The organism is Pseudomonas sp. Irchel 3H3, from assembly GCF_900187635.1.
In the GTDB taxonomy this organism is placed as follows: domain Bacteria; phylum Pseudomonadota; class Gammaproteobacteria; order Pseudomonadales; family Pseudomonadaceae; genus Aquipseudomonas.
In genome coordinates, this window is the sequence record NZ_FYEC01000032.1 from 18243 (window position 1) to 42822 (window position 24580).

General features: G+C 63.5%; 24 protein-coding genes. 16 read left to right on the forward strand and 8 right to left on the reverse strand.

Features of this window, described 5'->3' with window-relative positions:
- The first annotated feature begins 16 nt into the window (after positions 1-16).
- The 13 genes from CKW24_RS24000 (at position 17) to CKW24_RS24060 (ending at position 14824) form a co-directional block, all read left to right on the forward strand.
- Entirely contained in the window at positions 17-262 is a 246-nt protein-coding gene (locus CKW24_RS24000) for a DUF2789 domain-containing protein (protein WP_095170842.1), read from the forward strand.
- Positions 263-564: 302 nt separating this feature from the next.
- Positions 565-993 carry a MarR family winged helix-turn-helix transcriptional regulator gene (locus CKW24_RS24005; protein WP_095170843.1) on the forward strand — a complete coding sequence of 143 codons (429 nt, stop codon included), beginning with the start codon at positions 565-567 and terminating at the stop codon, positions 991-993.
- A complete protein-coding gene (locus CKW24_RS24010; RefSeq protein WP_095170845.1) occupies positions 990-3071 on the forward strand; it encodes an FUSC family protein in 2082 nt (693 codons plus the stop codon). Before CKW24_RS24005 ends, CKW24_RS24010 begins: the two co-directional genes overlap by 4 nt.
- On the forward strand, positions 3068-3277 hold the full coding sequence (locus tag CKW24_RS24015) for a DUF1656 domain-containing protein (protein WP_095170847.1): 210 nt from the start codon (positions 3068-3070) through the stop codon (positions 3275-3277). Before CKW24_RS24010 ends, CKW24_RS24015 begins: the two co-directional genes overlap by 4 nt.
- Positions 3274-4164, forward strand: a complete 891-nt coding sequence (locus CKW24_RS24020) for an HlyD family secretion protein (protein WP_095170849.1) — start codon at positions 3274-3276, stop codon at positions 4162-4164. Before CKW24_RS24015 ends, CKW24_RS24020 begins: the two co-directional genes overlap by 4 nt.
- A complete protein-coding gene (locus CKW24_RS24025) occupies positions 4161-5609 on the forward strand; it encodes an efflux transporter outer membrane subunit (RefSeq protein WP_095170851.1) in 1449 nt (482 codons plus the stop codon). The genes CKW24_RS24020 and CKW24_RS24025 overlap by 4 nt, the downstream gene beginning before the upstream one ends.
- An 83-nt stretch (positions 5610-5692) precedes the next feature.
- Positions 5693-6328 (forward strand): NADH:ubiquinone oxidoreductase subunit N, encoded by a 636-nt coding sequence (locus CKW24_RS24030; RefSeq protein WP_095170853.1) that lies wholly within the window; start codon positions 5693-5695, stop codon positions 6326-6328.
- 198 nt (positions 6329-6526) lie between these two features.
- Complete coding sequence (locus CKW24_RS24035; protein ID WP_095170855.1) at positions 6527-8038, forward strand: YdgA family protein; 1512 nt, start codon at positions 6527-6529, stop codon at positions 8036-8038.
- Positions 8039-8273: 235 nt separating this feature from the next.
- On the forward strand, positions 8274-10742 hold the full coding sequence (gene pgaA / locus CKW24_RS24040) for a poly-beta-1,6 N-acetyl-D-glucosamine export porin PgaA (RefSeq protein ID WP_095170857.1): 2469 nt from the start codon (positions 8274-8276) through the stop codon (positions 10740-10742).
- 12 nt (positions 10743-10754) lie between these two features.
- The gene (gene pgaB / locus CKW24_RS24045; protein WP_095170859.1) at positions 10755-12755 is read left to right on the forward strand and encodes a poly-beta-1,6-N-acetyl-D-glucosamine N-deacetylase PgaB; all 2001 of its coding nucleotides are present in this window, start codon (positions 10755-10757) and stop codon (positions 12753-12755) included.
- Position 12756: 1 nt separating this feature from the next.
- Positions 12757-14115: a poly-beta-1,6-N-acetyl-D-glucosamine synthase gene (gene pgaC, locus CKW24_RS24050; protein ID WP_095170861.1), complete on the forward strand. Its 1359-nt coding sequence runs from the start codon at positions 12757-12759 to the stop codon at positions 14113-14115.
- Positions 14112-14555, forward strand: a complete 444-nt coding sequence (pgaD, locus tag CKW24_RS24055) for a poly-beta-1,6-N-acetyl-D-glucosamine biosynthesis protein PgaD (RefSeq protein WP_095170863.1) — start codon at positions 14112-14114, stop codon at positions 14553-14555. Before pgaC ends, pgaD begins: the two co-directional genes overlap by 4 nt.
- 89 nt (positions 14556-14644) lie before the next feature.
- Positions 14645-14824, forward strand: coding sequence for a hypothetical protein (locus CKW24_RS24060; RefSeq protein WP_095170865.1), 180 nt, complete (start codon positions 14645-14647; stop codon positions 14822-14824).
- A 3-nt stretch (positions 14825-14827) separates the two neighbouring features.
- Here the strand turns inward: CKW24_RS24060 and CKW24_RS24065 are convergent, their stop codons facing one another.
- A complete protein-coding gene (locus tag CKW24_RS24065; protein WP_095170867.1) occupies positions 14828-15400 on the reverse strand; it encodes a hypothetical protein in 573 nt (190 codons plus the stop codon).
- Between the two features lie 218 nt (positions 15401-15618).
- Here CKW24_RS24065 and CKW24_RS24070 point away from each other — a divergent pair, with 218 nt between their 5' ends.
- The 3 genes from CKW24_RS24070 (at position 15619) to CKW24_RS24080 (ending at position 17300) form a co-directional block, all read left to right on the forward strand.
- Entirely contained in the window at positions 15619-15918 is a 300-nt protein-coding gene (locus CKW24_RS24070; protein WP_095170869.1) for a type II toxin-antitoxin system Phd/YefM family antitoxin, read from the forward strand.
- 20 nt (positions 15919-15938) lie between these two features.
- Entirely contained in the window at positions 15939-16223 is a 285-nt protein-coding gene (locus tag CKW24_RS24075; RefSeq protein ID WP_256585536.1) for a type II toxin-antitoxin system RelE/ParE family toxin, read from the forward strand.
- 72 nt (positions 16224-16295) lie between these two features.
- Complete coding sequence (locus tag CKW24_RS24080) at positions 16296-17300, forward strand: DUF4434 domain-containing protein (protein ID WP_095170873.1); 1005 nt, start codon at positions 16296-16298, stop codon at positions 17298-17300.
- An 18-nt stretch (positions 17301-17318) separates the two neighbouring features.
- Here the strand turns inward: CKW24_RS24080 and CKW24_RS24085 are convergent, their stop codons facing one another.
- The 7 genes from CKW24_RS24085 to CKW24_RS24115 are packed head-to-tail and all read right to left on the reverse strand — an operon-like array spanning position 17319 to position 24580.
- Entirely contained in the window at positions 17319-18446 is a 1128-nt protein-coding gene (locus tag CKW24_RS24085) for an acyl-CoA dehydrogenase family protein (RefSeq protein ID WP_095170875.1), read from the reverse strand.
- An 8-nt stretch (positions 18447-18454) separates the two neighbouring features.
- Positions 18455-19120, reverse strand: a complete 666-nt coding sequence (locus tag CKW24_RS24090) for an alginate O-acetyltransferase AlgF (protein WP_095170877.1) — start codon at positions 19118-19120, stop codon at positions 18455-18457.
- Positions 19117-20589, reverse strand: a complete 1473-nt coding sequence (locus CKW24_RS24095; RefSeq protein WP_095170879.1) for an AMP-binding protein — start codon at positions 20587-20589, stop codon at positions 19117-19119. Before CKW24_RS24095 ends, CKW24_RS24090 begins: the two co-directional genes overlap by 4 nt.
- A gap of 35 nt (positions 20590-20624) precedes the next feature.
- A complete protein-coding gene (locus CKW24_RS24100; protein WP_095170881.1) occupies positions 20625-20870 on the reverse strand; it encodes an acyl carrier protein in 246 nt (81 codons plus the stop codon).
- 25 nt (positions 20871-20895) lie between these two features.
- A complete protein-coding gene (locus tag CKW24_RS24105; protein WP_095170883.1) occupies positions 20896-22476 on the reverse strand; it encodes an MBOAT family protein in 1581 nt (526 codons plus the stop codon).
- Positions 22466-23581, reverse strand: a complete 1116-nt coding sequence (locus tag CKW24_RS24110; protein ID WP_095170885.1) for a cell division protein FtsQ — start codon at positions 23579-23581, stop codon at positions 22466-22468. Before CKW24_RS24110 ends, CKW24_RS24105 begins: the two co-directional genes overlap by 11 nt.
- Before the next feature lie 3 nt (positions 23582-23584).
- A complete protein-coding gene (locus CKW24_RS24115) occupies positions 23585-24580 on the reverse strand; it encodes a twin-arginine translocation pathway signal (protein ID WP_095170887.1) in 996 nt (331 codons plus the stop codon).

Here is a 24580-nt window from a genome sequence, read left to right on the forward strand (position 1 = left end):
CACCAGGAGAGTCCCCATGGAAGCACCGACCCACAGCCTGCCCAACCTGTTCAAGCAACTTGGCCTGGAGCATGACGCCGAGAGCATCGATAAATTCATCGCCACTCATTCGCCGCTCAAACCGGAACTGCACCTGGCCGACGCGTTTTTCTGGACTAAAAGCCAGGCGCAGTTCCTGCGCGAAGAAATCCGCGAGGACGCCGACTGGGCAGAAGTGGTCGACCAGTTGAACGTGCTGTTGCGCAAAGGCCGCGGGGTATAACCCCCGTAGCAGCTGCCGAGCTCCGCGAGGCTGCGTTCGACTGCGAAGCAGTCGCAGAAGTCGACTAGAGTTTATCTACTCATGAACCGAGCGAGGACGTTGTCCTCGGGCGCAGCCTCGCGGAGCTCGGCAGCTGCTACAGGCGAATGCGAGGGTGAAGGTGAACGCGGACGAGTGAATTGGCTGCCGATCAGCAAATTGTTTCAAAACTTGACTGGATTTCCCTTCCAGTGCGATATTGATAGTTAGCAAACTAACAGTGTGCGAATTCTCCTGTGCCCCAGACCCTCGACGCCCTTCAAATGAACATCAGCAGTGCCATGGTGGTGGCCGCGCGGCATTGGCGCAAAATCTGCCAGACCACGCTGGTCAACTTTGGTATCTCCGAAGCCTGTGCTGTCCCGTTATTGATGATCGGGCGCCTGGGTGAGGGTGTGCGCCAGGTGACCGTGGCCCAGGCCGCGGGGATGGAGAGTCCTTCGCTGGTGCGCCTGCTCGACCAGTTATGCCATGCCGGGTATGTCTGCCGCACCGAAGATACCCACGACCGGCGCGCCAAATGCCTGAGCCTGACCGACTCCGGTCGCGAGCTGGTGCAAGCGGTGGAGGTGGAGTTGGTGCGCCTGCGCCGCGAGGTGCTTGAAGGGATCGATGCGGCGGACCTGGAAGCGGCGCTGCGGGTGATTCGCGCGTTCGAGACCGCAGAGCAGGCAGCGGTGAGCCCATCTTGAGCGGATTTTTTTCTGGGATGCCGCCGGCTCGCGACTGGTTCTACGGGGTACGGACTTTCTCGGCGTCGATGATTGCGCTGTACATCGCCATGCTCATGCAGATGCCACGGCCGTACTGGGCGATGGCCACGGTCTACATCGTTTCCAGCCCGTTCGTCGGGCCTACCAGTTCCAAGGCCCTGTACCGCGCCATCGGCACCTTTACCGGTGCGGCGGCGGCCTTGCTGTTCGTGCCGATGTTCGTGCAGAGCCCCTATGTGCTGGTGGTGGTGATTGCGTTGTGGACCGGCACCCTGTTGTTCCTCTCCATGCACCTGCGCACCGCCAACAGCTACGCGCTGATGCTTGCCGGTTACACCTTGCCGCTGATCGCCCTGCCGGTGGTGGATAACCCGTTGGCGGTGTGGGATGTGGCAGAGGCGCGCACTGAGGAGATCTTTCTCGGGATTGTCTGCGCGGCGGTGGTGGGCAGTCTGTTCTGGCCCCGGCGCCTGGCCCCGGTGTTCGATGACGCGGTGAGCAAGTGGTTCGGTAGCGCCGTGACCTATAGCCAGCGCTTCCTCAGTCGTGAGGTCGAGCCTGGGGAAATCAGCGCGCTGCAGGCTTCGATGGTTGCCACCTTCAACTCCCTGGAGCTGATGATCGGCCAACTGCCCCACGAAGGTGCCCGGCCGCAAACCGTGCGCAACATCAAGGAACTGCGCGGGCGGATGATCCACCTGCTGCCGGTGATCGATGCCCTGGACGATGCGCTCTACGCCTTGCAGCGACGTACCCCGGAGTTGGTCGACAAGTTTGCGCCGATCCTCAGTTCATCCCTGCAATGGCTCGAGTACAGCGATGCCTCGGTCGCGCGCTGGGAGGCCCTGCGCGCGCAACTCCAGGCCCTGCAACCTAGCGCGCAAGCCCTGGATGATCGCAAGCAACTGCTGTTTTCCAACGCGCTGTACCGCCTGGGCGAGTGGATCGACCTGTGGCAGGACCTGCGCAGCCTGCAATACGCGATTCACACCGATAACCAGGACAACTGGCGGGCGGTGTACCGGCACTGGCGTCTCGGGCGCCTGACGCCCTTTCTCGACCGGGGATTGATGCTGTATTCGGCGACCTCCACCGTGCTGGCGATCATTGTCGCCTCGCTGCTGTGGATTGCGCTGGGCTGGCCCGACGGCGGCAGCGCGGTGATCCTGGCGGCGGTGGCGTGCAGTTTCTTTGCGGCGATGGACGACCCGGCGCCACAGATCTACCGGTTCTTCTTCTGGACCGCATTGTCAGTGGTATTCGCCAGCCTCTACCTGTTCCTGATCCTGCCCAACCTGCATGACTTCCCGATGCTGGTGCTGGCGTTCGCCGTGCCCTACATCGTCGTCGGTACCCTGACGGTGCAGCCGGCGTTTTACCTGGGCATGCTGCTGACCATCGTCAACACCTCATCGTTCATCAGCCTGCAAGGCGTCTACGACGCGGACTTCCTGAGCTTCGTCAACTCCAACCTGGCCGGTCCCATCGGCTTGTTGTTTGCCTTTGTCTGGACCCTGGTGGCGCGGCCATTTGGTTCGGAGTTGGCGGCCAAGCGCCTGACCCGCTTCAGTTGGCACGACATCGTCGGCATGACGGAGCCGGCCAACCTGGCCGAAAGCCGCAAACTGGGGGTGCAAATGCTCGACCGCTTGATGCAGCACCTGCCACGCCTGGCCATGACGGGCCAGGACACCGGCATCGCCCTGCGCGAAGTGCGGGTCGGGCTCAACCTGCTGGACATCCTGGCCTACGCGCCACGGGTGCTGGGGGTGCCCAATGTGCAGTTGCGTCAGGTGGTGGCCGAGGTCGGCGAATACTTCAAGGCGTGCCTGAAGGCCGGCGAACGCCTGCCGGCCCCGGCCTCGTTGCAGATGACCATGGACCGCGCCCGGCGTGCGCTCAATGGCCAGGGCCTGCAAGGCGACGATGACACCCGCCTGAACCTGTTGCATGCCCTCAGTGGCCTGCGCCTGGCGCTGTTGCCGGGCGTGGAATTCCTCGGCACGGGCGAGCTGGAAGAACCGCTACCCCATGGCATTGATGGAGCGCCTCTATGATCGGTGACCTGGACGTCAGCGGGGTGTTCCTGCCCACCCTGCTGGTGCTGATGGGCATTACCTATGTGTTGTACCTGCTGGTGCACGGGGTGCTGACGCGCTTGCACTTTTATCGCCTGGTCTGGCACCGGGCGTTGTTCAACGTGGGTCTGTACGCCTTGCTGCTCGGCGCCGTGGACTCAATCAGTCGATACCTGATGACATGAAAAAACCTTTTTTGACCCTTGGCCGTGTGGTGTTGACCCTGCTGATCGTGACGCTGGCCGTGTTCGTGGTGTGGCGCATGGTGGCGTACTACATGTTCGCCCCGTGGACCCGTGACGGACACATTCGCGCCGACATCGTGCAGATCGCCCCGGACGTTTCCGGGTTGATCCAGCAAGTGGAGGTGCGCGACAACCAGCCAGTCAAGCGTGGCCAGGTGTTGTTCGCCATTGACCCGGACCGCTTCAAGCTGGCGCTGCGCCAGGCCAAGGCGGCTGTTGCCGACCGTCAGGAAACCCTGGCCCAGGCCCAGCGCGAAGCCAAGCGCAACCGCGGCCTGGGCAACCTGGTGCCGGGTGAGCAACTGGAAGAAAGTCAGTCGCGCGTGGCCCGTGCCGAGGTGGCGCTGATGGAGGCCCAGGTCGCGGTGGACAGCGCCCAGCTCAACCTCGACCGCTCGGTGATCCGCAGCCCTGTCGACGGCTACGTCAACGACCGCGCGCCCCGGGTGCAGGAGTTCGTGACTGCCGGGCGCCCGGTGTTGTCGGTGGTCGACAGCAACTCGTTCCACATCGACGGTTATTTTGAAGAGACCAAGCTAGGTGGCATTCATGTTGGCCAGCGCGTCGACATCCGGGTGATCGGTGACAACGCGCGCCTGCGTGGGCACGTCGAAAGCATCGTCGCCGGGATCGAAGACCGCGACCGCAGCAGCGGCGCCAACCTGCTGCCCAACGTCAACCCGGCGTTCAGTTGGGTGCGGCTGGCCCAGCGGATTCCCGTGCGCATTGCCTTTGACGAGGTACCGCAGGACTTCCGCATGATCGCCGGGCGTACCGCCACTGTGTCGATCATCGCCGACCAGCCCGCCCAGGAGCCAGCCCAATGAAGACCGCTGGCGGATTAGTCACGGTGGGCCTGGGCCTGCTGCTGTCGGCCTGCCAGGTGGTCGGCCCGGATTACCAGGTGCCCAAGGACGCGGCGGTGCAGCGTGCGGACTTGCAGGGCGAGCTGCCAATCGACGCGCACAACGTGGTCTCGGCACCAGTGCCGGCGGATTGGTGGCGCCTGTACCAGGACCCGCGCCTGGATCAATTGGTGCAACAGGCCATGGCCTCCAACACCGATTTGCGGGTGGCGGCGGCCAACCTGTCTCGCGCTCGCACGCAAGTCGAGCAGGCCGAATCGGCCGGTGGCTGGAGTGGTGGGGTCAAGCTTGGCGCCCAACGCTTGCAGGAATCCGGGGAAGCTTTCTTGCTGCCGGAAAAAGTCCCGGTGGCCAACGTCGGCGACGTGGCCTTGACCACGTCCTATCAGTTCGATCTGTTCGGCACCTTGCAGCGCGGTATCGAAGCGGCCAAGGCCAATGCCGATGCCACCCAGGCGGCGGCCGATACCGCACGCATCACCGTGGTCGCCGATGTGGTGCGTGCCTACACCCAGGTGTGCGCGGCCAACGAAGAGCGCGAGATCGCCGAGCATTCTCTCGACCTGCAACGGCAGAGCACCCAGTTGATCCAGCGCCTGCGCGATGCCGGGCGCGGCGACGAAACCCAGGTCACTCGTTCGTTGACCCAATTCAAGTCCCTGCGCGCGGAAATGCCGCGCTATGAAGCGGCGCGCCAGGCCGGGTTGTTCCGCCTGTCGATGCTGTTGGCCAAGCCGGTCGACCAGTTACCGGCCGGCACTGCCAGTTGCCACGAACTGCCCAGGATCGCCCAACTGTTGCCGGTGGGCGACGGTGCCACGCTGCTCAAACGGCGGCCGGACGTGCGCCAGGCCGAGCGCCGGCTGGCGGCGGCGACTGCGGAAATTGGCGTGGCCACCGGTCAGTTGTACCCGGACATCAGCATCGGGGCGACTGTGGGCACCGTCGGCATCCTCGATCACCTGGGCGAGTCCCAGACCAATCGCTGGGGCTTCGGCCCGTTGCTGACCTGGAGCGTGCCGACCAACGGCGCCCGCGCGCGGGTGCATGAGGCCGAGGCGGTGAGCCAGGGCGCACTGGCGCACTTCGACGGGGTGGTGCTCAACGCCATTCGCGAAACCCAGACCGGCCTCACGCAATACGCTGCGCTGTTGCAGCGCCGCGATGCGCTGGCCGACGCCGAGCAGTCGGCGCAAGTGGCGGCAGACCAGACGCACCGCTTCTTCCAGGCCGGTCGGGCATCGTTCCTCGCCGACCTGCAGGCCACCCGCACCTACACCGACGTACGGGCGCAAGTGTCCATGGCCAACACCCAGGTTGCCATGAGCCAGATCGATCTGTTCCTGGCCCTGGGCGGCGGCTGGGAAAGCGGACGAACGCAAGCGGCAAAACCGACGAAACCCTGAGGCCGTTGCTATGCTTTGAGATGTCGGATCCGCGCGGGCGAATCCGCCAATCAAGGCTCGCACAGGTCATGGGGATTCCAATAATGAAAAACCCTTATGCTCCCGGCTTCTGGTGCGCGATCGCCGCACTGGTGCTGCTGTCTGCTACCTATTTTTATGGCGTCATGCTGGCTCACCAGCTCGACGAGGCCCTACTCTTTCTCGACAGTGCCAGCGCGATGATCGGCGTGCTGTCGATCGCGGTGGTCGCCTGGGCCTCCCTGCAAGGCCAGCGGATCAAGAAAAGACAACTCGAACAAGGCAAGACCCTGGTGCAGATCTGGGACACCAAGGTGGCGCTGCGTCGGGTCGAAACGGTGTTCGACCGGTATTTCTGGGGCAGCTACTGGCAGCCGGGTCGCACCTTCCAGGAGGTCATGGGCGAACTGACCGGCACCCCGCTGGAAAAAAGCCTCGAAGCGCTCAAGGTGCAATGCCGGGCCCTCGACCAGCAAGTGACCGGCGAAGGCTGGCACTGGCTGAACAACGCCCGGGAACTCGCTGACGTCGCCACCGCCATGGCCCGCGAACGCTACCAGCTGGATGTCTGCGACCCACGCTTCGATTCACCCGACGGCACGGTGATCAATCGTGACTTCGAGGTGCTGGTGTACACCTGGACCGCGCGCCTGAAAAGCTTTGATCATCAGCTCGACGAGATGGAAACGGAGTACTCCTGAGGCACAAGCCGCGCCTTCAACGGTTGGGGTGTGGCCGCGACTGGTCGTGGTCACTGGACACTCTTTAACCCTTATTCATTGGGTTGCCATAGACCGCTAATGCTAATCTGCTGCGCAATTTGAACGAAGTCGCGCCACGGCCTGTCATGGGTTCAGGGAAGACGACCCTTTCAACAACGGACAATGAACAGGTATTTCATGAATAAATCAGCAGGTGTGCTTCTTGGAATCGTAGTGGCCATTGGTGCAATCAGTGCCGGCGGCGCGTGGTACACCGGCACCAAGCTGGAAGGGGTGTTGCAGACGTCCATCGCCGACGCCAACCAGCAGTTGCAAGCGGCCATGGTCGGTTCCAACGGCACCGCGACCCTGGAACTGGTGTCGCTGGATCGCCAGCTGTTCAGCAGCACCGCCCATTACCGCCTCAAGGGCCAGGGTGAGATGTTTGGCGAACACGCCGATGGCGTAGAGCTGCTGTTCACCGACCATATCGAACACGGCCCGCTGCCGTTCTCGCGGCTGGTATCGCTGAAATGGCTGCCGGTCATGGCCACCAGTCACTACTCCCTGGAAAAAACCCCGCTGACCGCCAAATGGTTCGCCGCCACCAAGGACGTGTCGCCGCTCAAGGGGGTGATCAACCTTGGCTATGACCGCGCCACCAGCGGCACCCTTGAGTTGTTGCCTGTCGACACCGTGCTCGACGACCAGTCGACGCTGAAGTTTTCCGGGCTCAACCTTGAGGTCTCGGCCAGCGCCGAGGCGCAGAAGGTCAAGGCCAACGGTTACATGGACAGCCTGACGCTGACCAGCGTCGCCGAGGACCAGTCGCCGGTCAAAGTCGAACTCAACGGCCTGACCCTGGCCAGCAACCTGACTAAAAGCAGCTTCGGCTATTACCTGGGCGATAACACCGTCGAGGTCAGCAGCAGCAAAACCACGTTCGGTGACAAGCAGGCGGTGCTGCACCTGAAGAAACTGGAAATGAAGACCGCCACCAGCGAATCCGGGAGCAACGCGGCGGGCCGTGCCGATTACAAGATTGCCGAGATCACCCTCAACGACAAAGCGCTCGGCTCGGCCAAAATGGCCTGGAGCATGAAGAACCTCGACATCCCGTCGACGCTGTCGCTGGTGCAGATCTATCAATCCAAACTGCAGCCGTACGAGGAAGCCGCCGCCGCAGCCGCTGCGGCAGGGCAACCCGTGCCGGAGTTGCAACTGAGCGAAGCCGAGGAGGCCCAGGCCAAGGCTGACCTGGAAAAACTGCTGGCCGCCCAGCCGCAAATCGCCCTGGAGAACCTCTCGTTCACCACCGCCAACGGTGAAAGCAAGGCCAGCCTGGTGCTGGACCTGACCAAGCCGAAGTCGATGGACCAACCGACCGATCAGATGGTGCGCGAGCTGATTGCCCTGCTGGACTTCAACCTGCAGGTCTCCAAGCCGATGATCACTGACCTTGTGAGTGTGCAGGCCCTGGTCGAAGGCCAGACAGACGCCAAGGCCATTGCCGAAGAAGCCCTGGCCACCAGTGATATGTTCAGCAGCATGGCGGTCGGCACCCAACTGGCGACGCTGGAAGGCAACAACGTCGTGTCCAAGCTGCACTACGCCAACAACCAGGTGGAGTTCAACGGCCAGAAAATGACCGTCGAGGAGTTTGTCGCTTTCGTCATGAGCAAGCTCGGGACCCCGGGCGAAGTCCAGTAAGCCACTGGCACCACCGCCTCACCCAAACGCCCGGCCTGTGCTTACGCACGGTCGGGCGTTTTGTTTTGTAGGACGATTCTGAAGAAATATGCGGATTCGTCTTTTGCCTACCCTCGCCATGGAAGACTGCATCGCAGGATAGCTTGGCCGTGTCATCAGGCACTGGCCGCCTGATGGTGTTGCCATCAGGGGGAAAACCCATCGCTCCAGCTTTCCTCGTACAGGAAACCTGCGAATGTTGCGTACCCTCCATCCCCACCTGCGCCCGATTGTTCGCGTAGCGCTGTGCAGCCAGTTGCTCTGGCCGACCCTGGCGGTTGCCAACACGGCATACGATGACCTGGTGCGCCAGGCCCGTGCGGGCAACTACGGGCCGGTATTGAGCGTGCTGCGCCAGGTTCCCGGCAAGCAGTTATCCACAGGCCAGCTCAGCGATCATCTGCAGATCGCCAGTTGGGCGGGCCTCGACAGCGAAGTCGTCAAGGTTTATGAAACCCAGGCCCGCCAGCGGCAATTGCCCCTCCAGGCGCTGACCGCCACCGCGCGTGCCTACCGCAATCTACAGCGCTGGGATGAAGCCGCCGCGCTGTATCGCAGGGCGCTGGAGCGCGACCCCGATAACGCCGACGTGCAGCTGGGGCTGGCGCTGGTTCAGGCCGATGCCGGTCAACCGGGTGACGCGGTCAACCGCGCCAAAGCATTGGTGGCCGCCAAGCCCGGGGATCCGCATCGCCGGTTGGCACTGGCCTATGCCCTGACTCGCGCCGGGGCGACCTACGACGCCTTGTTCGAGTACGACCAGGCGTTCGTCCGTGCCGGGAGCACGCCTGAAGTCGCCCGCGAATATGTGTTCGCCCTGCAGCGTGCGCGTTTACCGGAACCGGCGCTACGCCTGGCGCGTCAGCGCCCGGGGTTAATCGAACCGACACTGTTGCGGCGTATCGAGGGCGATGTGGCGGCCGAGCGGGTGCGCCTGGCGGAGCTGGCCACGCGCAGCGAGAAGGAGCGCTACGTTATTGCCGATCGTGCCCTGGTCGACTACGACCAACTCATCCGAACCTGGAGCGCCGACGCCCAGGCACGCGATGACGTGCGGCGCTGGCGTATCGACCGCTTGGGTGCGCTCAAGGCGCGTGCGCGTACCGCCGAGGTTATCCATGACTACCAACAACTGATTGGCGAAGGTGTGCCCATTCCCACCTATGCGCTGCGCTGGGTGGCCGCCTCCTATCTGGATCAGCGTCAGCCGGAAGTGGCCGTCGATATGTACCGCCAGGTTCTGGCGGCACCCGATGCCGACCAGGGTGATCGCCTGGAAGACAGCACGGCGCTGTACTACGCCCTGCTGGAAAACGATCAACCGGAACAAGCGCGCGAGCTCGCCGACAGCCTGGCCCAGAGCCAGAACCCACGGGTCGAGCTCAAGGGCTTGCCGGTGGGCAACCCCAATGATGAGTGGATGGATGCGCAGCAACTGGCGGCCCAGGCCGGCACCTATGGGGCGGATTTGCCCGGGGCCGAGCAGCGCCTGGCGGCCTTGGTCGAACAGGGCCCGGGGAATATCGGCCTGCACCTGGCCCAGGCAGACCTGTACCGCGCCCGTGACTGGCCGCGTCGTGCGGAGTCCCAGCTCAAGGAAACCGAAAGCATGGCGCCACGCGACGTTGGCCTGGAAGTCGGGCAGGGCTATACCGCACTGGACTTGCAGGAGTGGCGGCAACTGGATGCGTTGACCGACGACGTGGTGGCGCGCTACCCGGACAACCGCCAGGTCCAGCGTCTGCAGCGTCTGCGTGAAGTTCATGACATGGCTGAACTGCGGGTCTCGGCCTATGGCGGCAAGAGTTACGGCGGCGCAGACAGCGGTGCCGGCGCGGTCAACGGCAGCCGCGACCTGGGCATTGAAACAGTGCTCTATAGCCCACCGATCGATGAGGACTGGCGACTGTTCGGTGGTGCCGGCTACGCCACCGGCGACTTCCAGGAAGGCACCGGTCACCATCGCTGGCAGCGCGTGGGTGTGGAGCGGCGGACGCGCGACATGACCCTGGAAGCGGAAATCTCCAATCACTCGTACGGCTATGGCAACAAGACCGGTGCACGCCTGGCGGCGGCTCGTGACATCGACGATCACTGGCAGTACGGCGCTAGCCTCGACTACCTGTCGGCCAATACGCCGCTACGGGCCCTGAACAGTGACATCACGGCCAATGGCGGCAGTGCTTTCCTGCGCTGGCGTGGCAATGAAAGTCGTGAGTGGCAGCTGGCGCTCAGCCCGTCGCGCTTCAGTGATGGCAATCGCCGGTTAGAGGCGTTGTTGACGGGGCGCGAGGGCGTGTACAGCACGCCAGGCCTGCAAGTCGATGCGGGTCTGGAAGTGGGCAGCAGCCACAACTCGAAGAACGCCGATGTGCCGTATTTCAATCCCAAGTCCGACCTCAGCGTGCTGCCGACGCTGAGCGCCAATCACGTGCTCTATCACCGTTACGAAACCGCCTGGAGCCAGCAGTTCCAGGCCGGTGCCGGTACCTACAGCCAGCGTGATTACGGCACGGGGGCCATCGGTCTGCTCAGTTACGGCCAGCGCGTCAGCTGGAACGACGTATTCGAGGCGGGTGCCGCGTTGAGCTGGCTCAACCGGCCCTATGACGGCGATCGCGAGAGCGATCTGCGCCTGATCATCGACCTCACCTACCGCTTCTAGAAGAGTTTGCTCATGCTTGCAATCACACGTTGCATCCTGCTGCAGGGGGTCCTGTTGCTCACCGCCTGCGCCCAGCAGGCCCCAGCATTTGTGCCGCCCTCACAACGACCGCTGGCAGCCAGTGAACAGCCCTGGCCGAAAAACCATGTGCTGGGCATTGCCTATCACGATGTCGAGGACCGCGATCCCGACCAGGCGGTGGTCGCTGTGCGCACCGAACGCTTGATCGAGCAATTGGCCTGGCTGCGGGAAAATCACTATCAGGCGGTGACCGTCGACCAGATCATGGCGGCCCGCAAGGGTGGCCCCGAGCTGCCGGCCAAGGCGATCCTGCTGAGTTTCGATGACGGCTATTCGAGCTTCTATACCCGGGTCATGCCGGTGCTGCGTGCTTATCGCTGGCCTGCCTTGCTGGCTCCGGTCGGCAGTTGGATCGACACACCGCTCAATCAACCGGTGGATTTTGCCGGTACTCCGCGCCAGCGCTCGGACTTCCTGACCTGGGAGCAGATTCGCGAAGTCTCGCGTTCCGGTCTGGTGGAAATTGCCGCCCACACCGATGCCAGTCACAAGGGCGTGTTGGCCAACCCGCAAGGAAACCTGCAGCCAGCGGCGGCGACCCGTCGCTACGACGCGCTGACTCAGCGTTACGAGACAGAGGCCGAGTTCCAGGCTCGTTTGCGCAGTGACGTGGTTGCTATCTCGGCGAAAATTCGCGCGGTCACCGGCTACGCGCCACGGGTCTGGGTCTGGCCGTACGGCGCCGCCGACGGTAGCGCGCTACAGGTGGTGGACGAGCAGGGCTACCAGATGGCGTTGACCCTTGACGACGGTCTCGACAGCCTGGCTGACCTGATGAGCAGCCCGCGTTATCTGGTGGCCTCGGACCCGGACGGCGAGCATTTCGCCAACAGCATCGTCGGCGTGCAATCGAAGGCGCCGATGCGCGTGGTGCATGTCGATCTGGACAACGTCTACGACCCTGACCCGGCGCAGCAGGACAGCAACCTTGGCAAACTGATCCAGCGCATGGCCGACATGGGCGCGGACACGGTGTTCCTGCAAGCGTTCGCCGATCCCAAGGGCGATGGGCTGGTGCACTCGCTGTACTTCCCCAACCGCCATCTGCCGGTGCGCGCCGACCTCTTCGATCGTGTTGCCTGGCAGTTGCGTACCCGGGCCAACGTCAAAGTCTTTGCCTGGATGCCGGTGCTCAGCTTTGCCCTCGATCCCGCCTTGCCTCGGGTGACCCGCTGGGATCCCGACAGCGGCCAGGCCTCGGTTGATCCTGGCCAGTACCAACGCCTGTCGCCGTTCGATCCCAACGTGCGACGGATCATCGGCGAGCTCTATGAGGACGTGGCGCGCCTGACCTCGGTCGACGGCATTCTCTACCACGATGACGCCTTGCTCTCGGATTTCGAAGACGCCAGTCCACATGCCTTGCAGGCCTATGCCGCCAACGGCTTGCCGGGATCGATCACCCAACTGCGTGGCGATCCGGCCACGATGCAGCGCTGGACGCGCTTCAAGAGTCGCTACCTGATCGACTTCACCCACGAACTCACCGCCAGGGTCCGCGCCATCCGCGGGCCGCAGGTGCGCACAGCGCGCAACCTGTTCGCCGAGCCGATGCTCAATCCGCCGAGCGAAGCCTGGTTCGCGCAGAACCTCGATGATTTCCTCGGCGCCTACGACTGGACCGCCCCCATGGCCATGCCGCTGATGGAGGGCAAGACCCATGAGCAGTCCGGTGCCTGGCTGGAATCCCTGGTGGCCACGGTCAAGTCCCGCCCCGGCGCCTTGCAGCGCACGGTGTTCGAACTGCAGGCCCGCGACTGGAACCGCAGCGATGCGTCCGCGCCGCTGAGCGGTCAACAACTGGCGGATTGGATGGCGCGTCTCAAGCGCGAGGGTGCCACGAGTTTTGGCTACTACCCCGACAACTTCCTCGAGAACCAGCCGGACCTGAAAACCGTGCGCCCCGCGCTCTCCAACAAGTGGAATCGCTGACATGCTGGACAGACTGCTAGCTGTGTTGGTACTGGCGATCGTGCTGGGGATTCCCCTGGGCGTGATTTTCCTGGTTACCGGGCAATTTTTAATGGACTTCGTGTTTTTCTATCCGCTGTTCATGTCCGGACTGTGGATAGCGGGCGGCCTGTATTTCTGGCTGCACTGGGAACGTCACTGGCCCTGGGGCAAAGACACGTTGCCACCGCCGCTGACCGGTGAACCGCTGATTTCGATCCTGATCCCTTGCTACAACGAGGGTGACAATGCGGCCGATACCATTCATGCCGCATTAGGCCAGCACTACCCGAACATCGAAGTGATCGCCATCAACGACGGTTCCAGCGACAACACCGCTGCCGTCCTCGATGCCCTGGCGCTGCAGGACCCGCGATTGCGCGTACTGCATCTGGCGCAGAACCAGGGCAAGGCAGTGGCCCTGCGCATGGGAGCGATCGCTGCGCGCAGCGAGTACCTGGTGTGCATTGACGGTGATGCGTTGCTCGCACCGGACACTGCGGCTTACCTGGTGGCGCCGATGCTGGACAACGCCCGGCTCGGTGCAGTGACCGGCAACCCGCGGATTCGCACTCGCTCGACCCTAGTGGGACGGGTCCAGGTGGGTGAGTTTTCGTCGATCATCGGCTTGATCAAGCGCACGCAGCGGGTGTTCGGACGGATCTTCACGGTGTCCGGGGTGATTGTCGCATTCCGTCGTTCGGCGCTGGATCGGGTTGGCTACTGGAGCCCGGACATGATCACCGAAGACATCGACATCAGTTGGAAGCTGCAACTGGATCACTGGAGCATCTTCTACGAACCGCGCGCCTTGTGCTGGATCCTCATGCCGGAAACTCTCGCAGGCTTGTGGAAGCAGCGGCTGCGCTGGGCGCAGGGCGGTGCCGAGGTGCTGTTCAAGAACATCCGCGGCATCTGGCAATACCGCCATCGTTATCTCTGGCCCTTGCTGTTCGAGTACTGCCTGTCCACCGGCTGGGCCTTCACCTTCCTGCTCTCGGTGATTTTCTGGGCCGTCGGCAAATTCGTCGAAATGCCCGAAGCCATTGCCGTGCATCACTTGTTGCCACCGGCCTTCACCGGGTTGGTGCTGGCGATGGTCTGCCTGCTGCAGTTCGCGGTCAGCATTCTGATCGACCGGCGTTACGAGCGGGGCCTGTGGAAAACCATGTTCTGGGTGGTCTGGTATCCCCTGGTGTTCTGGTTCATCAGCCTGCTGACGACCCTGGTGAGCTTCCCCAAGGTGCTGTTTGGTCAACACCAGAAGCGCGCGCGCTGGGTCAGCCCGGATCGTGGGATCAAACCGCTGAACGACGACGATGACGAGGTGCTCGAACAATGAAAATCATCAGAACCCGGCAACGGCCTTTCCTGGTCGTGCTCGACGCTTTTTTCACGCTGCTGGCCTGGGTCGGCCTGAGCTACCTGTTGGTGCGCGGCCTGTGGCCGTTGCTCAATACACACACGGGACCGCGCATTGAAGTCTCGGTGCTCGACGCCCTCGGTACGTTGCAACTCTACGTCTGGGTCGCCCTGCTCAATGCCGTGCTGCTGATTGCCTGGGCCCGTTACCAGCAGCGCAGGAGCAAAGGCTTCGCGCGTCGCCGAAAAGCGGCACCGGTGGTAGGTGACCATGGCTTGCAGGCAAGCTTTCGCCTGAGCAACGAGCTCCTGATGCAGCTGCGTCGGCCCGGGGTCATGGTGATCCACAATGACGAGGCCGGTGATATCAGCCAGGTGGTCACGGGTTATTTACGGCTCGATCAGTGCAATTACCAATAGATACCCGGGCAACTGAACGTACAGGGATTGGCGTCGATCGGTGAAAGCGCGCACTATCGAGGCAAATCCTGGCGAGTTGGAGGCCAGCTGTGACACAACGTATCGACCGCATTGCCCAATTGCTCAATTGCCCGGTCAAGGGCGAAGAAATGCGCCGGGCAATTACTGAAGCCCGCAAGGACTCTCTGCTGGATGACGACGATGAGGAGGATGACGACGAGCCATCCTGCGCGCCGGACGCTGGCGATGATCCCGACCCCCAGGCTTGACCCCTACCACCAGCTGCGATTGCTCTCCAGTTCGGCCCGGCATTGCTTGAGTTGCCAGCCGTAGTTTTTCGCCTGTTGCTCAACCTTGCGCGCCACCTGCATCAGCCAGGGTTTTTGCCGGTAACTCTGGCGGCTGAACCCGCCACGCCCCTCATGGTAGGCCAGGTACTGGCTGTAGGTATCCCACTTGGAAATCCCTAGCTGGCGCTGAGTGCCGGCGGCGTACCAACCGACGAACATTACCGCGTCGTCAAAATTGTCCCGCGAGCCGCCATTGCCGGTTGCGCTCTTGTACTCGCCCCACACCGGATCCTGCGCCTGGGCATAGCCATAGGCCGAGCTGACCCGACCCCAGGGAATCACCCACAGGAAATAGTCACGAGGGGGCAGGGCGTCCTCCACGAAGCTGCTTTCCTGCTTGATGATCGCCATCGCCACATGAGGCGGCAGTCCCCAGGCTTGCTCCATTTTCAGCGTGTCTTCATACCAGTCGGGGTACTGGCGGTAGATGCTGCAAATGTTGCCCTGGTCCCGCGGCGGCGTGGTCGAACAGCCGGCCAGCAGGGCCAGGGCCATGAGTACTGCGAAAAACCGTCCGTGCAAAAATCACTCAATTGGCGACGGGCCAATCCTTGTTGGTTGAAAGGGGGGTCTAAACATTTTCGCCTCCTGGGTTGCGGGCGAAACTGGATCCGGCCCCTCTGTGTGGCGCGCAGCCGGTCAGATGTGCGTTGACCCGCTCGCGCTAAATCGAGCACTATCAGGTACCTTTTTTAGTACCTTGGAGTTTGCTCATGGAGCAACTACTCGCTAGCCGCTCAGTCAGCATCACCGAACTCAAGCGCAGCCCGAGTACTGTAATCGAGCTGGCGGGGTCTGAGGCTGTGGCAATACTCAATCATAACCGCCCCGCAGCTTATCTTTTACCCCATGCGGCTTATCAGGCGTTGCTGGAGCGCTTGCATGCCGCGCAAATACGCGAAGCGATAGCGGCCAGCCGGACTGACCCTCGGCCGGCAATAGACGCGGACACGATGTTCGCCGAGCTCGACGCGATCGTTGAGCAGGTCACGGCTGAACCAGGCCGTCCGTGAGGCAGTTGTCGTTCAGCGCCATGGCGCGCGACGATCTACAACACATTGCCCGCTATATCGCTCGAGACAATCGCACCCGCGCTCGAACCTTTGTTGATGAGCTGCGCCAGCGCAGTCTATTACTGATTGAGCAGCCGGATCTGGGCGTTGCGCGTGAAGACTGCGCCAAAGGTCTGCGCATGCTTACCCATGGACGCTACCTGATCTTTTATAGCGTGAGCGGGCAAGGCATCCTGATAGAGCGTGTTTTACACAGCGCGCGGGACCTCGGGCGTCAGTTCGCAATCGACGACCAGAACCTTTAGCGCACACGCAAGTCGCTATGATGAAGTCCCCTGCATGCAGATGCTCCCACAGCCCCAGTCAGTGAGACCTCAATGCCCAATCCATTGAACCCGCCATGCCAAGGTCGGCGGCAGCTCTTGCGGCTGGCGGCTTGTGCACCGGTGTTGGCCTTGCTCGGTCCACTGGCAGGCTGCTCGCGCAAGCCGCAGATGGACGCCACTTTCCTGCAGATCTGGAAAAGCCACGCCGAACTCAGCCGCGATCAGTGGGCGACGCGTATGGCGGCCATGGCTGAATTGGGCTGTGATGAGCTGGTGCTGCAGTGGGTGGGGTTGCTCGGCGGGGACGAGCCGGACTGGATGCTCCCAGACCCGGTGATGCAGGACCTGCTGGACACCGCCGGCGAGCATGGGATGAAAGTGCGTATCGGCCTGCCTTACGACAATGGTTGGTGGCAGGCGCTGTCGGCCACTGACGAGCCGACCCAGGCCGCGTTCTTCAGTGGGTCTTTGCAGGCGGCGAGTCGCTACATGCGCGAGGCGCCGTGGTCCGCGCATGAGCAGTTTGCCGGTTGGTACATCCCGTACGAAATCGAGCAGTACCACTGGACCGAACCCGCCCGACAGGAGCGCCTGGGCAAATGGCTGACGGCCTTGTCGGGGGTGTCGCAGAACGCCGGTCATGGTGTCCCGGCCATCTCCACCTACTACAGCACCCTGCAGACCGACGGCAGCCTGGTGCAACTGTGGCAATCGCTGCTGGCCCGCACCCAGCTGCGGCCCATGGTGCAGGACGGCGTGGGGGTGGCGGGCTGGAACAACCTCAAGGCGATCGAACCGCTGCTGCAGTACCTGCGTCAGCGTGGGGTGAAGTTCGAGGTGATTGTCGAACTGTTCGAGCAACTGCCGTCAGCGCGTAACGACGGCACTGACTTCAAGGCAGTTTCGGCAGACTACCCGCGGGTCCAGCGTCAGTTGGAGTGGGCCCAGACCACGGGCGCGGAACGCATCATCGCGTTTGCCGTCGATCCCTGGGCGACCGGTACCGACCCCCAGGCGCAACGCTTGCGCCAGCAGTGGCTCAAGGCGCGCTCCTGAGGTTGGCGCCAGCAGGGCTCAGAGTGAGCGCCCGATGATCTCGCGCATGATTTCACTGGTGCCACCGAAGATCCGCAGCGCCCGCGCATCGGCCCAGGCGCGGCCAATCCCGTACTCGGCGCTGTAGCCATAACCGCCATACAACTGCAGCAACTCGTCGAGAATCTGCCCCTGCATCTCGGTGGCATTGAGCTTGGCCATGGCCGCGACCACCGGGTCCAGGTTGCCCTCCATCAGTTGCAGCGCGCAGTCGTCGAGGAATACCCGGAGCATGGTCAGGCGAGCCTTGGCATCGGCCAGGACAAAGCGGTTGTTCTGGTAGTCGATGACGCGCTTGCCGAACACCTTGCGACCCCGGGTGTACTCCTTGGTCTGTTCGAGCATGCCCTCGGTCGACGCCGCGGCCCGCAGGGCGATGGCCAGGCGTTCACGGGACAGCTCGTGACTCATGTATTGGAATCCGGCATTCAATTCACCGAGCAGGCAATCCACCGGCACCCGCACTTCATCGAAGAACAGCTCGCAAGTGTCCTGGGCGTGCTGGCCGATCTTGCGCATGGCCGGGCCCTTGCTGAAGCCGGGCAAGCCTTCTTCGACACAGAACAACGACAGGCCGCGAGCGCCCAGTTCGGGGTCGGTGCAGGCCAATACGATCACCAGGCCAGCGTTGACCCCATTGGTGATGAAGGTCTTCTGCCCGCTGAGCACGAAGTCCTCGCCATCGCGTACCGCACGGGTGCGGATCGCCTTGACGTCGCTGCCGGCACCGGGCTCGGTCATGGCAATCGCGCCGATGACCTCGCCGCTGGCCATTGCCGGCAGCCAGCGGTCTTTCTGCGCCTGGGTGCCGAGGTTCCAGAGATAAGGCGAGACCATGTCCGAGTGAATCGAGAAGCCGATGCCCAGGCAATTGGCCCGCGCCAGCTCTTCGATGACCACCACGGCGTGGCCGAAATCACCGTCGGCGCCATAGGGTGCCGGCAGCGCTGAATTGAGCAGGCCTTGCTCGCCGGCCTCTCGCCACAGTTCGCGCGGGGTCACCCCAGCGGTTTCCCATTGGTCGTAGCGCGGCACGATGCGCTCGGCGATGAAGCGTTGCACCTGCTCGCGAAACAGCAGGTGGTCTTCGCGGAATATCTTGCGCATGGGGAGGCCTATTTCGCGTAGAGGTCGGTGCTGCTCAGTTGCCCGCGTAGCACGGGCGCCGCAGCGCTGCCGGTGAGGAGCAGGCTGTAGTGATCACCGGGCTTGAGTTGCGGCAACGCCAGTTTCTCGGCCGTGGCCTTGCCACAGCCGGCACTCAGTGACGCGCTCACCGGGTTGATGGCACGCGCAGCAGTGCTGAGTGGGGCTACGTCGGCAAACAATACCGGGCCGCCGTCAGCCACTGCCAGGCTGCCTTTGGGGCAATCGCTCGCCAGGTTATAAAAGCGCAGTTCGGCTTTCAGGGCGTCTTCGCTGCCGGCACTGTCGTCCAGCACCTGCAACTTGCCATCCTGCGGCACCAGAGTGTTGAAGCTGTCCGGCGCCACTTGCAGTTGGCCTGCGGGCTTGCCGTCGAGGGTCACGCTGAAGGCTTCGTTGCCCTTGACGATTGCATAGCTGCTGGCCAGTTGGCTTGGACCGATCGCTTGCACGGTGCCGTTGCTGATTTGCACCTTGAGGCTTTCGGCGCTCGGGTTGACCACCCGGACAAAGGCTGAGCCCGCCGGAGGGCGAGGGGCGTACAGCTGGGCCAGGACGCCTTCGGCCATGGCCGGGCCTGCCAGGCAAGTGCCCAGCAGCAGGGTGGCGCGAAGGGTAAAGGCACGCGGGTTCATGGTTGCTCCTTGGTGGGTTTCATGCGCGTTTCCCGGTATTGGGACTCCAGGCGCTTGCGGTCGACCTTGTCGGACACGTTGGTGGGGAACAGTCCGCAGGCCACCAGTTCCGAGGGCACCATGTAGTGCGGCAGGCGCTCACCTAGGGTTTGTTTCCAGTCGTGCAACTGCTCCGGCAAGGGGCCGATCACCCCGGGCTCCAGGGTTTCGGGGGAGGAGACGAAGCCGATCATGCGCACCAGGCTGCCATCGGGACGGCGCAGGGCAATCGTGGCGGCCGCGTGGACGCCAGGCAGGCTGGCCAGCGCGGCATCGATCTCACCCAGCTCGATGCGGTAGCCATTGAGCTTGATCTGGTCGTCGCGCCGGCCATGGAAGTACACCAGGCCCTGCTCGTCGATTTCGCCAATGTCGCCGGTGCGATAGGCGCGCTTGCCGTTGTGCAGGAACAGGCTCTTGGCGGTCAGGTCAGGCCGCCCGAGGTAGCCACGCATGACGTGGTCGCCGGCGATGCAGATCTCCCCGTCGTCGAGGAATACCTCGGCATAGGGCTTGGCCCGGCCGATCGACAGCGGATTGCGCGCGCCGTCGAGGGGGCGCTTGATTTCGACCCAGGTGGTCGAGCAGGTCGCTTCGGTCGGGCCATAGGAATTGATGATGCGCGCGTCGGGAAAGCGCGCCCAGAGCTGCTCGGCCATGGCCGGCGACAGCGACTCGGCGCCGAACACGAATACCCCCAGCTGTGGCAGGTGGGCCTGGTTGAAATCGTCATTGAGGAACTGCTGGCGGACGAAGGCCGGCGTCGACGCCCAGACCTGCACCCCGGTATCGGCCAGGTAGCGCACGAAGGCGTCGGGCGCGGCGATGGTCTCCCGTGGGCAGAGTACGCAGGCGCCACCCAGGGCCAGCGCGCCACACAGGTCGAACAGTGAGAAGTCGAAGCTGAACAGCATTTGGTTCATGAACGCCGGACGCGGCCCCAATGCCAGGCAGTCGCGGATCCAGCTGGCGAACAGCGCGACGCTGTCACGACCGATCTGTACGCCCTTGGGTTCACCGGTACTGCCCGAGGTGAACATGATGTAGGCGATGCCCGGCTCCGCCAGCGGCGCGCAGACTGCGGCACCTGCTTCAAAACGATTGAGGGTGGCGTTGTAGCACTGGGCGGCGGCGACCCGTTCGGTGATCAGCTTCAGGCGCTCAGGTGGGTTGATGCTGTCGACGGGCACGTAGGTGATGCCCAGGCGCAGGCAGCCGAGCATGGCCACCACAAACTCGATCTCCTTGTGTCCGCTGATCACCAGCGCGTGGCCCGGCAGCACGCCAGCCGCCCGTGCGCGGTGCTGCCAGGCATCGGTAGCCGCCAGCAACCCGGCCCAACTGATCTGGTGCTGGGCGTCGCTCAGCGCGGGCGCTGTGGTGGCCTGATCCTGTTCGGCGAAATCACATCGATCAAAGTCAAAATACATACAGCCCCCTGAGTAGTGAGGGACGGCGCGGGCCGTCAGGCTTTCTGGTTTTCCTCGACAAAGGCGGCCAGAGCGTTGACCGACTCCAGGTGTTCTTCGATTTCGGTTGGTGGAACCTTGCAGCCAAAGGCCTTTTGCACCGCCAGCACGATATCCACGGCCGTCAGCGAGTCGACCAGGCCGGATTCGATCAGCAGATCGTCCGGTTCAACGGTGGACTGGATCACGTTGGCGACGATCTCGCCGAGTTGGGTTACGAGTGCTGCATTGGGTGTGCTCACGAGGTCATGCTCCGCTAGTCATTGATCAGAATTGGAAGTACAGGAAGCGCGCTTCCTTGTGCAGGTTCATCAGGCACAGAAACAGCAACGCCGCCAGGATCACCAGCCATTTGAACGTCGGGGCCCAGCGCAGGAAGGCCGGTCCGTTCGGCTGCGCCTTGGCCAGTGCCGGTGAGAAGGTGCCCATGATCTGGTGCGAGTTGGGCAGGAACCAGACCACGCACAGCAGGGCGATGATATGGAAGATAGCAAGGTGGCGGCCCATGAACATCCGCCAGGCGTCGCCCCAGGCGATCTGCGCCGGGTAAACCACGTTCGGCAGGCTGTCGAACCCGCGCAAGCCCAGCATGCCCTCCACCAGCCGCAGCGCATCCTGGGTGTCCTCGGCGCGGAAGAATGCCTGGGCGATGATCACCACGGCGAAGGTCAGCAGGACGTAGCCGGCTTCCTTGAGGCGGTTGTCCTTGCGCGCGGCGACCGGTGTGCGGCCCACCACGAAGATGCGCCAGGCGTGGTTGATCGACAGGTAGGCGGCGTGCATCAGGCCGAAAATCAGGTACTGCAACCCGGCGCCGTGCCAGATGCCGGCCAGGCCCATGGTGAAGGCGGTTGGCAGGATGATGGTGGCGGCAAACCCGCCCAGGCTCGACACGCCCTGGGTGCCCACCGGCAGGTTGCGCTTGGTGCGGTAGCGCGACACCGCCATGGCCACCGGGTAATAGAGGTAGGCGGTCAGGTAGCGGGTCAGGGTCATGTGCCAGCGCGCCCAGAACTCGATGATGCTGCTGGCCTTGTACGGCGAGTTGAAGTTCAGCGGGAAGCGGATGCCGAACATCTTCGCCAACCCCAGGGCCATGTCCGAGTAGCCGGAAAAGTCGAAGTACAGCTGCAGTGCATAGGCCAGGCCCGTGCCCCAGGCGGCCCAGAACTGCAACTCGCCCGGTTGGGCGAAACCGGCATCGGCGTAGGGTGCGATCGGGTCGGCCAACAGCACTTTCTTGGCCAGGCCGATGACGAACAGCATGCCGCCGACGCTGAGGTTCTCGGCGTTGAAACGGTAGGTTTCGCGCTTGGCGAACTGCGGCATCATTTCCTTGTGATGCAGGATCGGCCCGGCGATCAGGTGCGGGAAGAAGGTGACGAACAGCACGTAGCTGAGCAGGCTGCGTTCCTTGACGATGCCGGCGCGGCAATCGAGCAGGAAGCCGATCTGGGTGAAGGTGAAAAACGAGATGCCCAGCGGCAGGATGATGTCGTCCAGGCGACCGCTGCCAAACCCCCAGTCGTGGGCGAAGTTCATCAAGGTGACGAAGTACTTGTAGTGGATCAGCAGGGCGATGTCCGCCGCCACCCCGATTGTGGCCACGGCCAGTTGCAGGCGCGGTCGGTGGGCGGTGCTGAGGATGACCTGGCTGATTGCATAGTTGAAGGCGATCGAGCCGATCAGCAACATCACGAACTGCGGGTTCCACCAGCCGTAGAACACCAGCGAGGTGATGCACAGCCATACGGCGGCCATCCGCGGGCTGATGGCGCTGAACAGGTAGTGGGCCGCCAGGGTGACCGGTAGAAACAGGAAGAGGAAGAGATAGGAGTTAAAGAGCATGGTCGTCCTGTTGCTTAGGCAATGTGGCCAGCACGGCGCGTTCGTCGGCCGTCAGCGGCAGGGATAGGGCCATCTCGGAAAACTCCCAAATGACCAACTTGAGGCTGGTAGGCCATTTGTCACGTTTGGCCAGGGCGGCGAGCAACGCGCCGGAGAACTGGCCACCGTCCATGCTCTGGTTCCACACCTGGCGGCCCAGGGAGATCCCCAGGCGTTCGGCAAACTCACTGCGCCGGCCGTTGGAGCTGCCGGCCAGCAGCACTTCCACAGGGGGCGTGTCATCCAGCAGGCCGCCACTGCGCAGCGGTTCGATACTCACCGGCTGCGCCATGTCGAGGGCGGGGCGCCAGGTCGGGCTGGCCTGTTCCAGGCCGGCCAAGCTGATCAGGTCGCCCATGCGCGGCACGGCGGGGCCTGGGGGCGAAACGTTGAACGCCTGGCTGCCCTTGCTCCCCAGCAGTTCCACGGCCTGCGTCCCAACCACTTCGGCGGCTGCTTGAGCGCCGACTGCCGTCATGTGTACATCGGTGTGGAAAAAGCGCGGCTCGTTGCCTTGGGCCAGTGCGGGAAAAAGGTCGCTGTGGGGTACGCCGGCACGCGCCAGGCGGGCTTGCCAACCCTGCAGGCGGGCCTGCAGTTGGGTGCTCTGTTGCAGGCCGCAAAGGCCTTCGGTCTGCACCCGCGACTTGTCTGGCACCGTCACCACCAGCACTTGCAGGCCGTGTGCACGCAAGTCGCCGACCCAGTGCTGCATCAGGCGCACCCGGGCTTCATAGGCGTCGTGCACCCCGGGTTGCGCGCGCAGGCCGTCGCGATAGAACAGCCAGTTCGGGCAACCCTGGACCACCTGCGCGCCCAAGTTACCGAGGAAGCGATAACGCACCGCCGAGCTGATGGTGTCTGCCTCGTCCTGCAGCGGCAGTTTCATCACGTGTCCGAGCACCTGGCCGGCCGAACCGTCAACCCAGGCCGAGGGCTTGAGTTGTCCTGGCTCGAGCTTGGCGTGCAGGAGCATCCAGATGCCGACCGCCTGCCCGACCAGCAGCAGGCCGATGATCGCGGCGGCGCTCATGCGGTGCGAGACTGGCTTTTGCTCGTTTGCCATCGATCAGCGTCCCAGTGCGCCATGCAGGCGTTGGCGCCAGGCGCTGTCGCTCATGATCGAGGCGTTGTCCCACATGCCCGACGCTTGCGGACCGTAGGCGTAGCTCGGCTCGAACATTTGCCACACCAGCACCTGCGGTGGGTTTTTCTTGAAGTCGGCTGATTCCAGGTATTCCAGGAGCATGGTCCAGTGGCCGATGTTGCCCGGCTTCCAGTTCACCGACACCGGGCGGTCGAGGGCATTCGACAGTTTCTGCGGGAAGCCGAAGTACGGCTGCACCATGCTGTGCCCGGTGACATGCACCGGTGCCGGTGCGGCATCCAGCAGGCCGCCGGTGGTGTCCTGGCGGCGCACGACAAAGGTTTCGCGGCCGGTGGCCTTGCGTTGCTCTTCGGTCAGGAAGCGCTCGGCGAGGTCGCCATAGCGACGCTCCTTGAACTCGCTGCCCAGGGCCATGCCGGTGCCGGGATTGCCCTTGAGGTTCGGCACGTCGCGCTTGATCTGCTCGGCAGTGGCCACGGCGGTGGCGTCGGCGGCGGGCTGGGTCCAGTGCTGGTCGGTGCGGTAGAACACGTCCTTGCCCGAGTTCTTCAGTTGGCTCAGTACGGCGGCGTCGTCGAACGTCGAGATACCGGCCTGCTTGAGCTTGCCGAGAATCGTCTGGTAGCGCTGTTTGACTTGCGGGCTCAGGGCTTTGTCGGCCGGCAGCTTGTCTTGATAGAACAGGGTCTTGTCCGGCAGCAGCAGGACCTGCAGTTTCACGCCACGGGCGGCCAGGGCCTGGCGCGCGTCATTGATCAGCGCGGTGTTGGCGTCGATGGCCTTGTTGTCGACCACGGTCAGGCTGCCCCAGCCCGGAAACAGCCAGCCATCGCTGCCGCGAATCACCAGCGCGGAGTCTTCGGCGTGCGCGGTAGCCATCGACAGTGCCAGCGTCATGCCGAGCAAGGGGGCGCCCAGGCGTTTGAGTGGTTGGGTGACCAGGCGTGCAAGTGACAT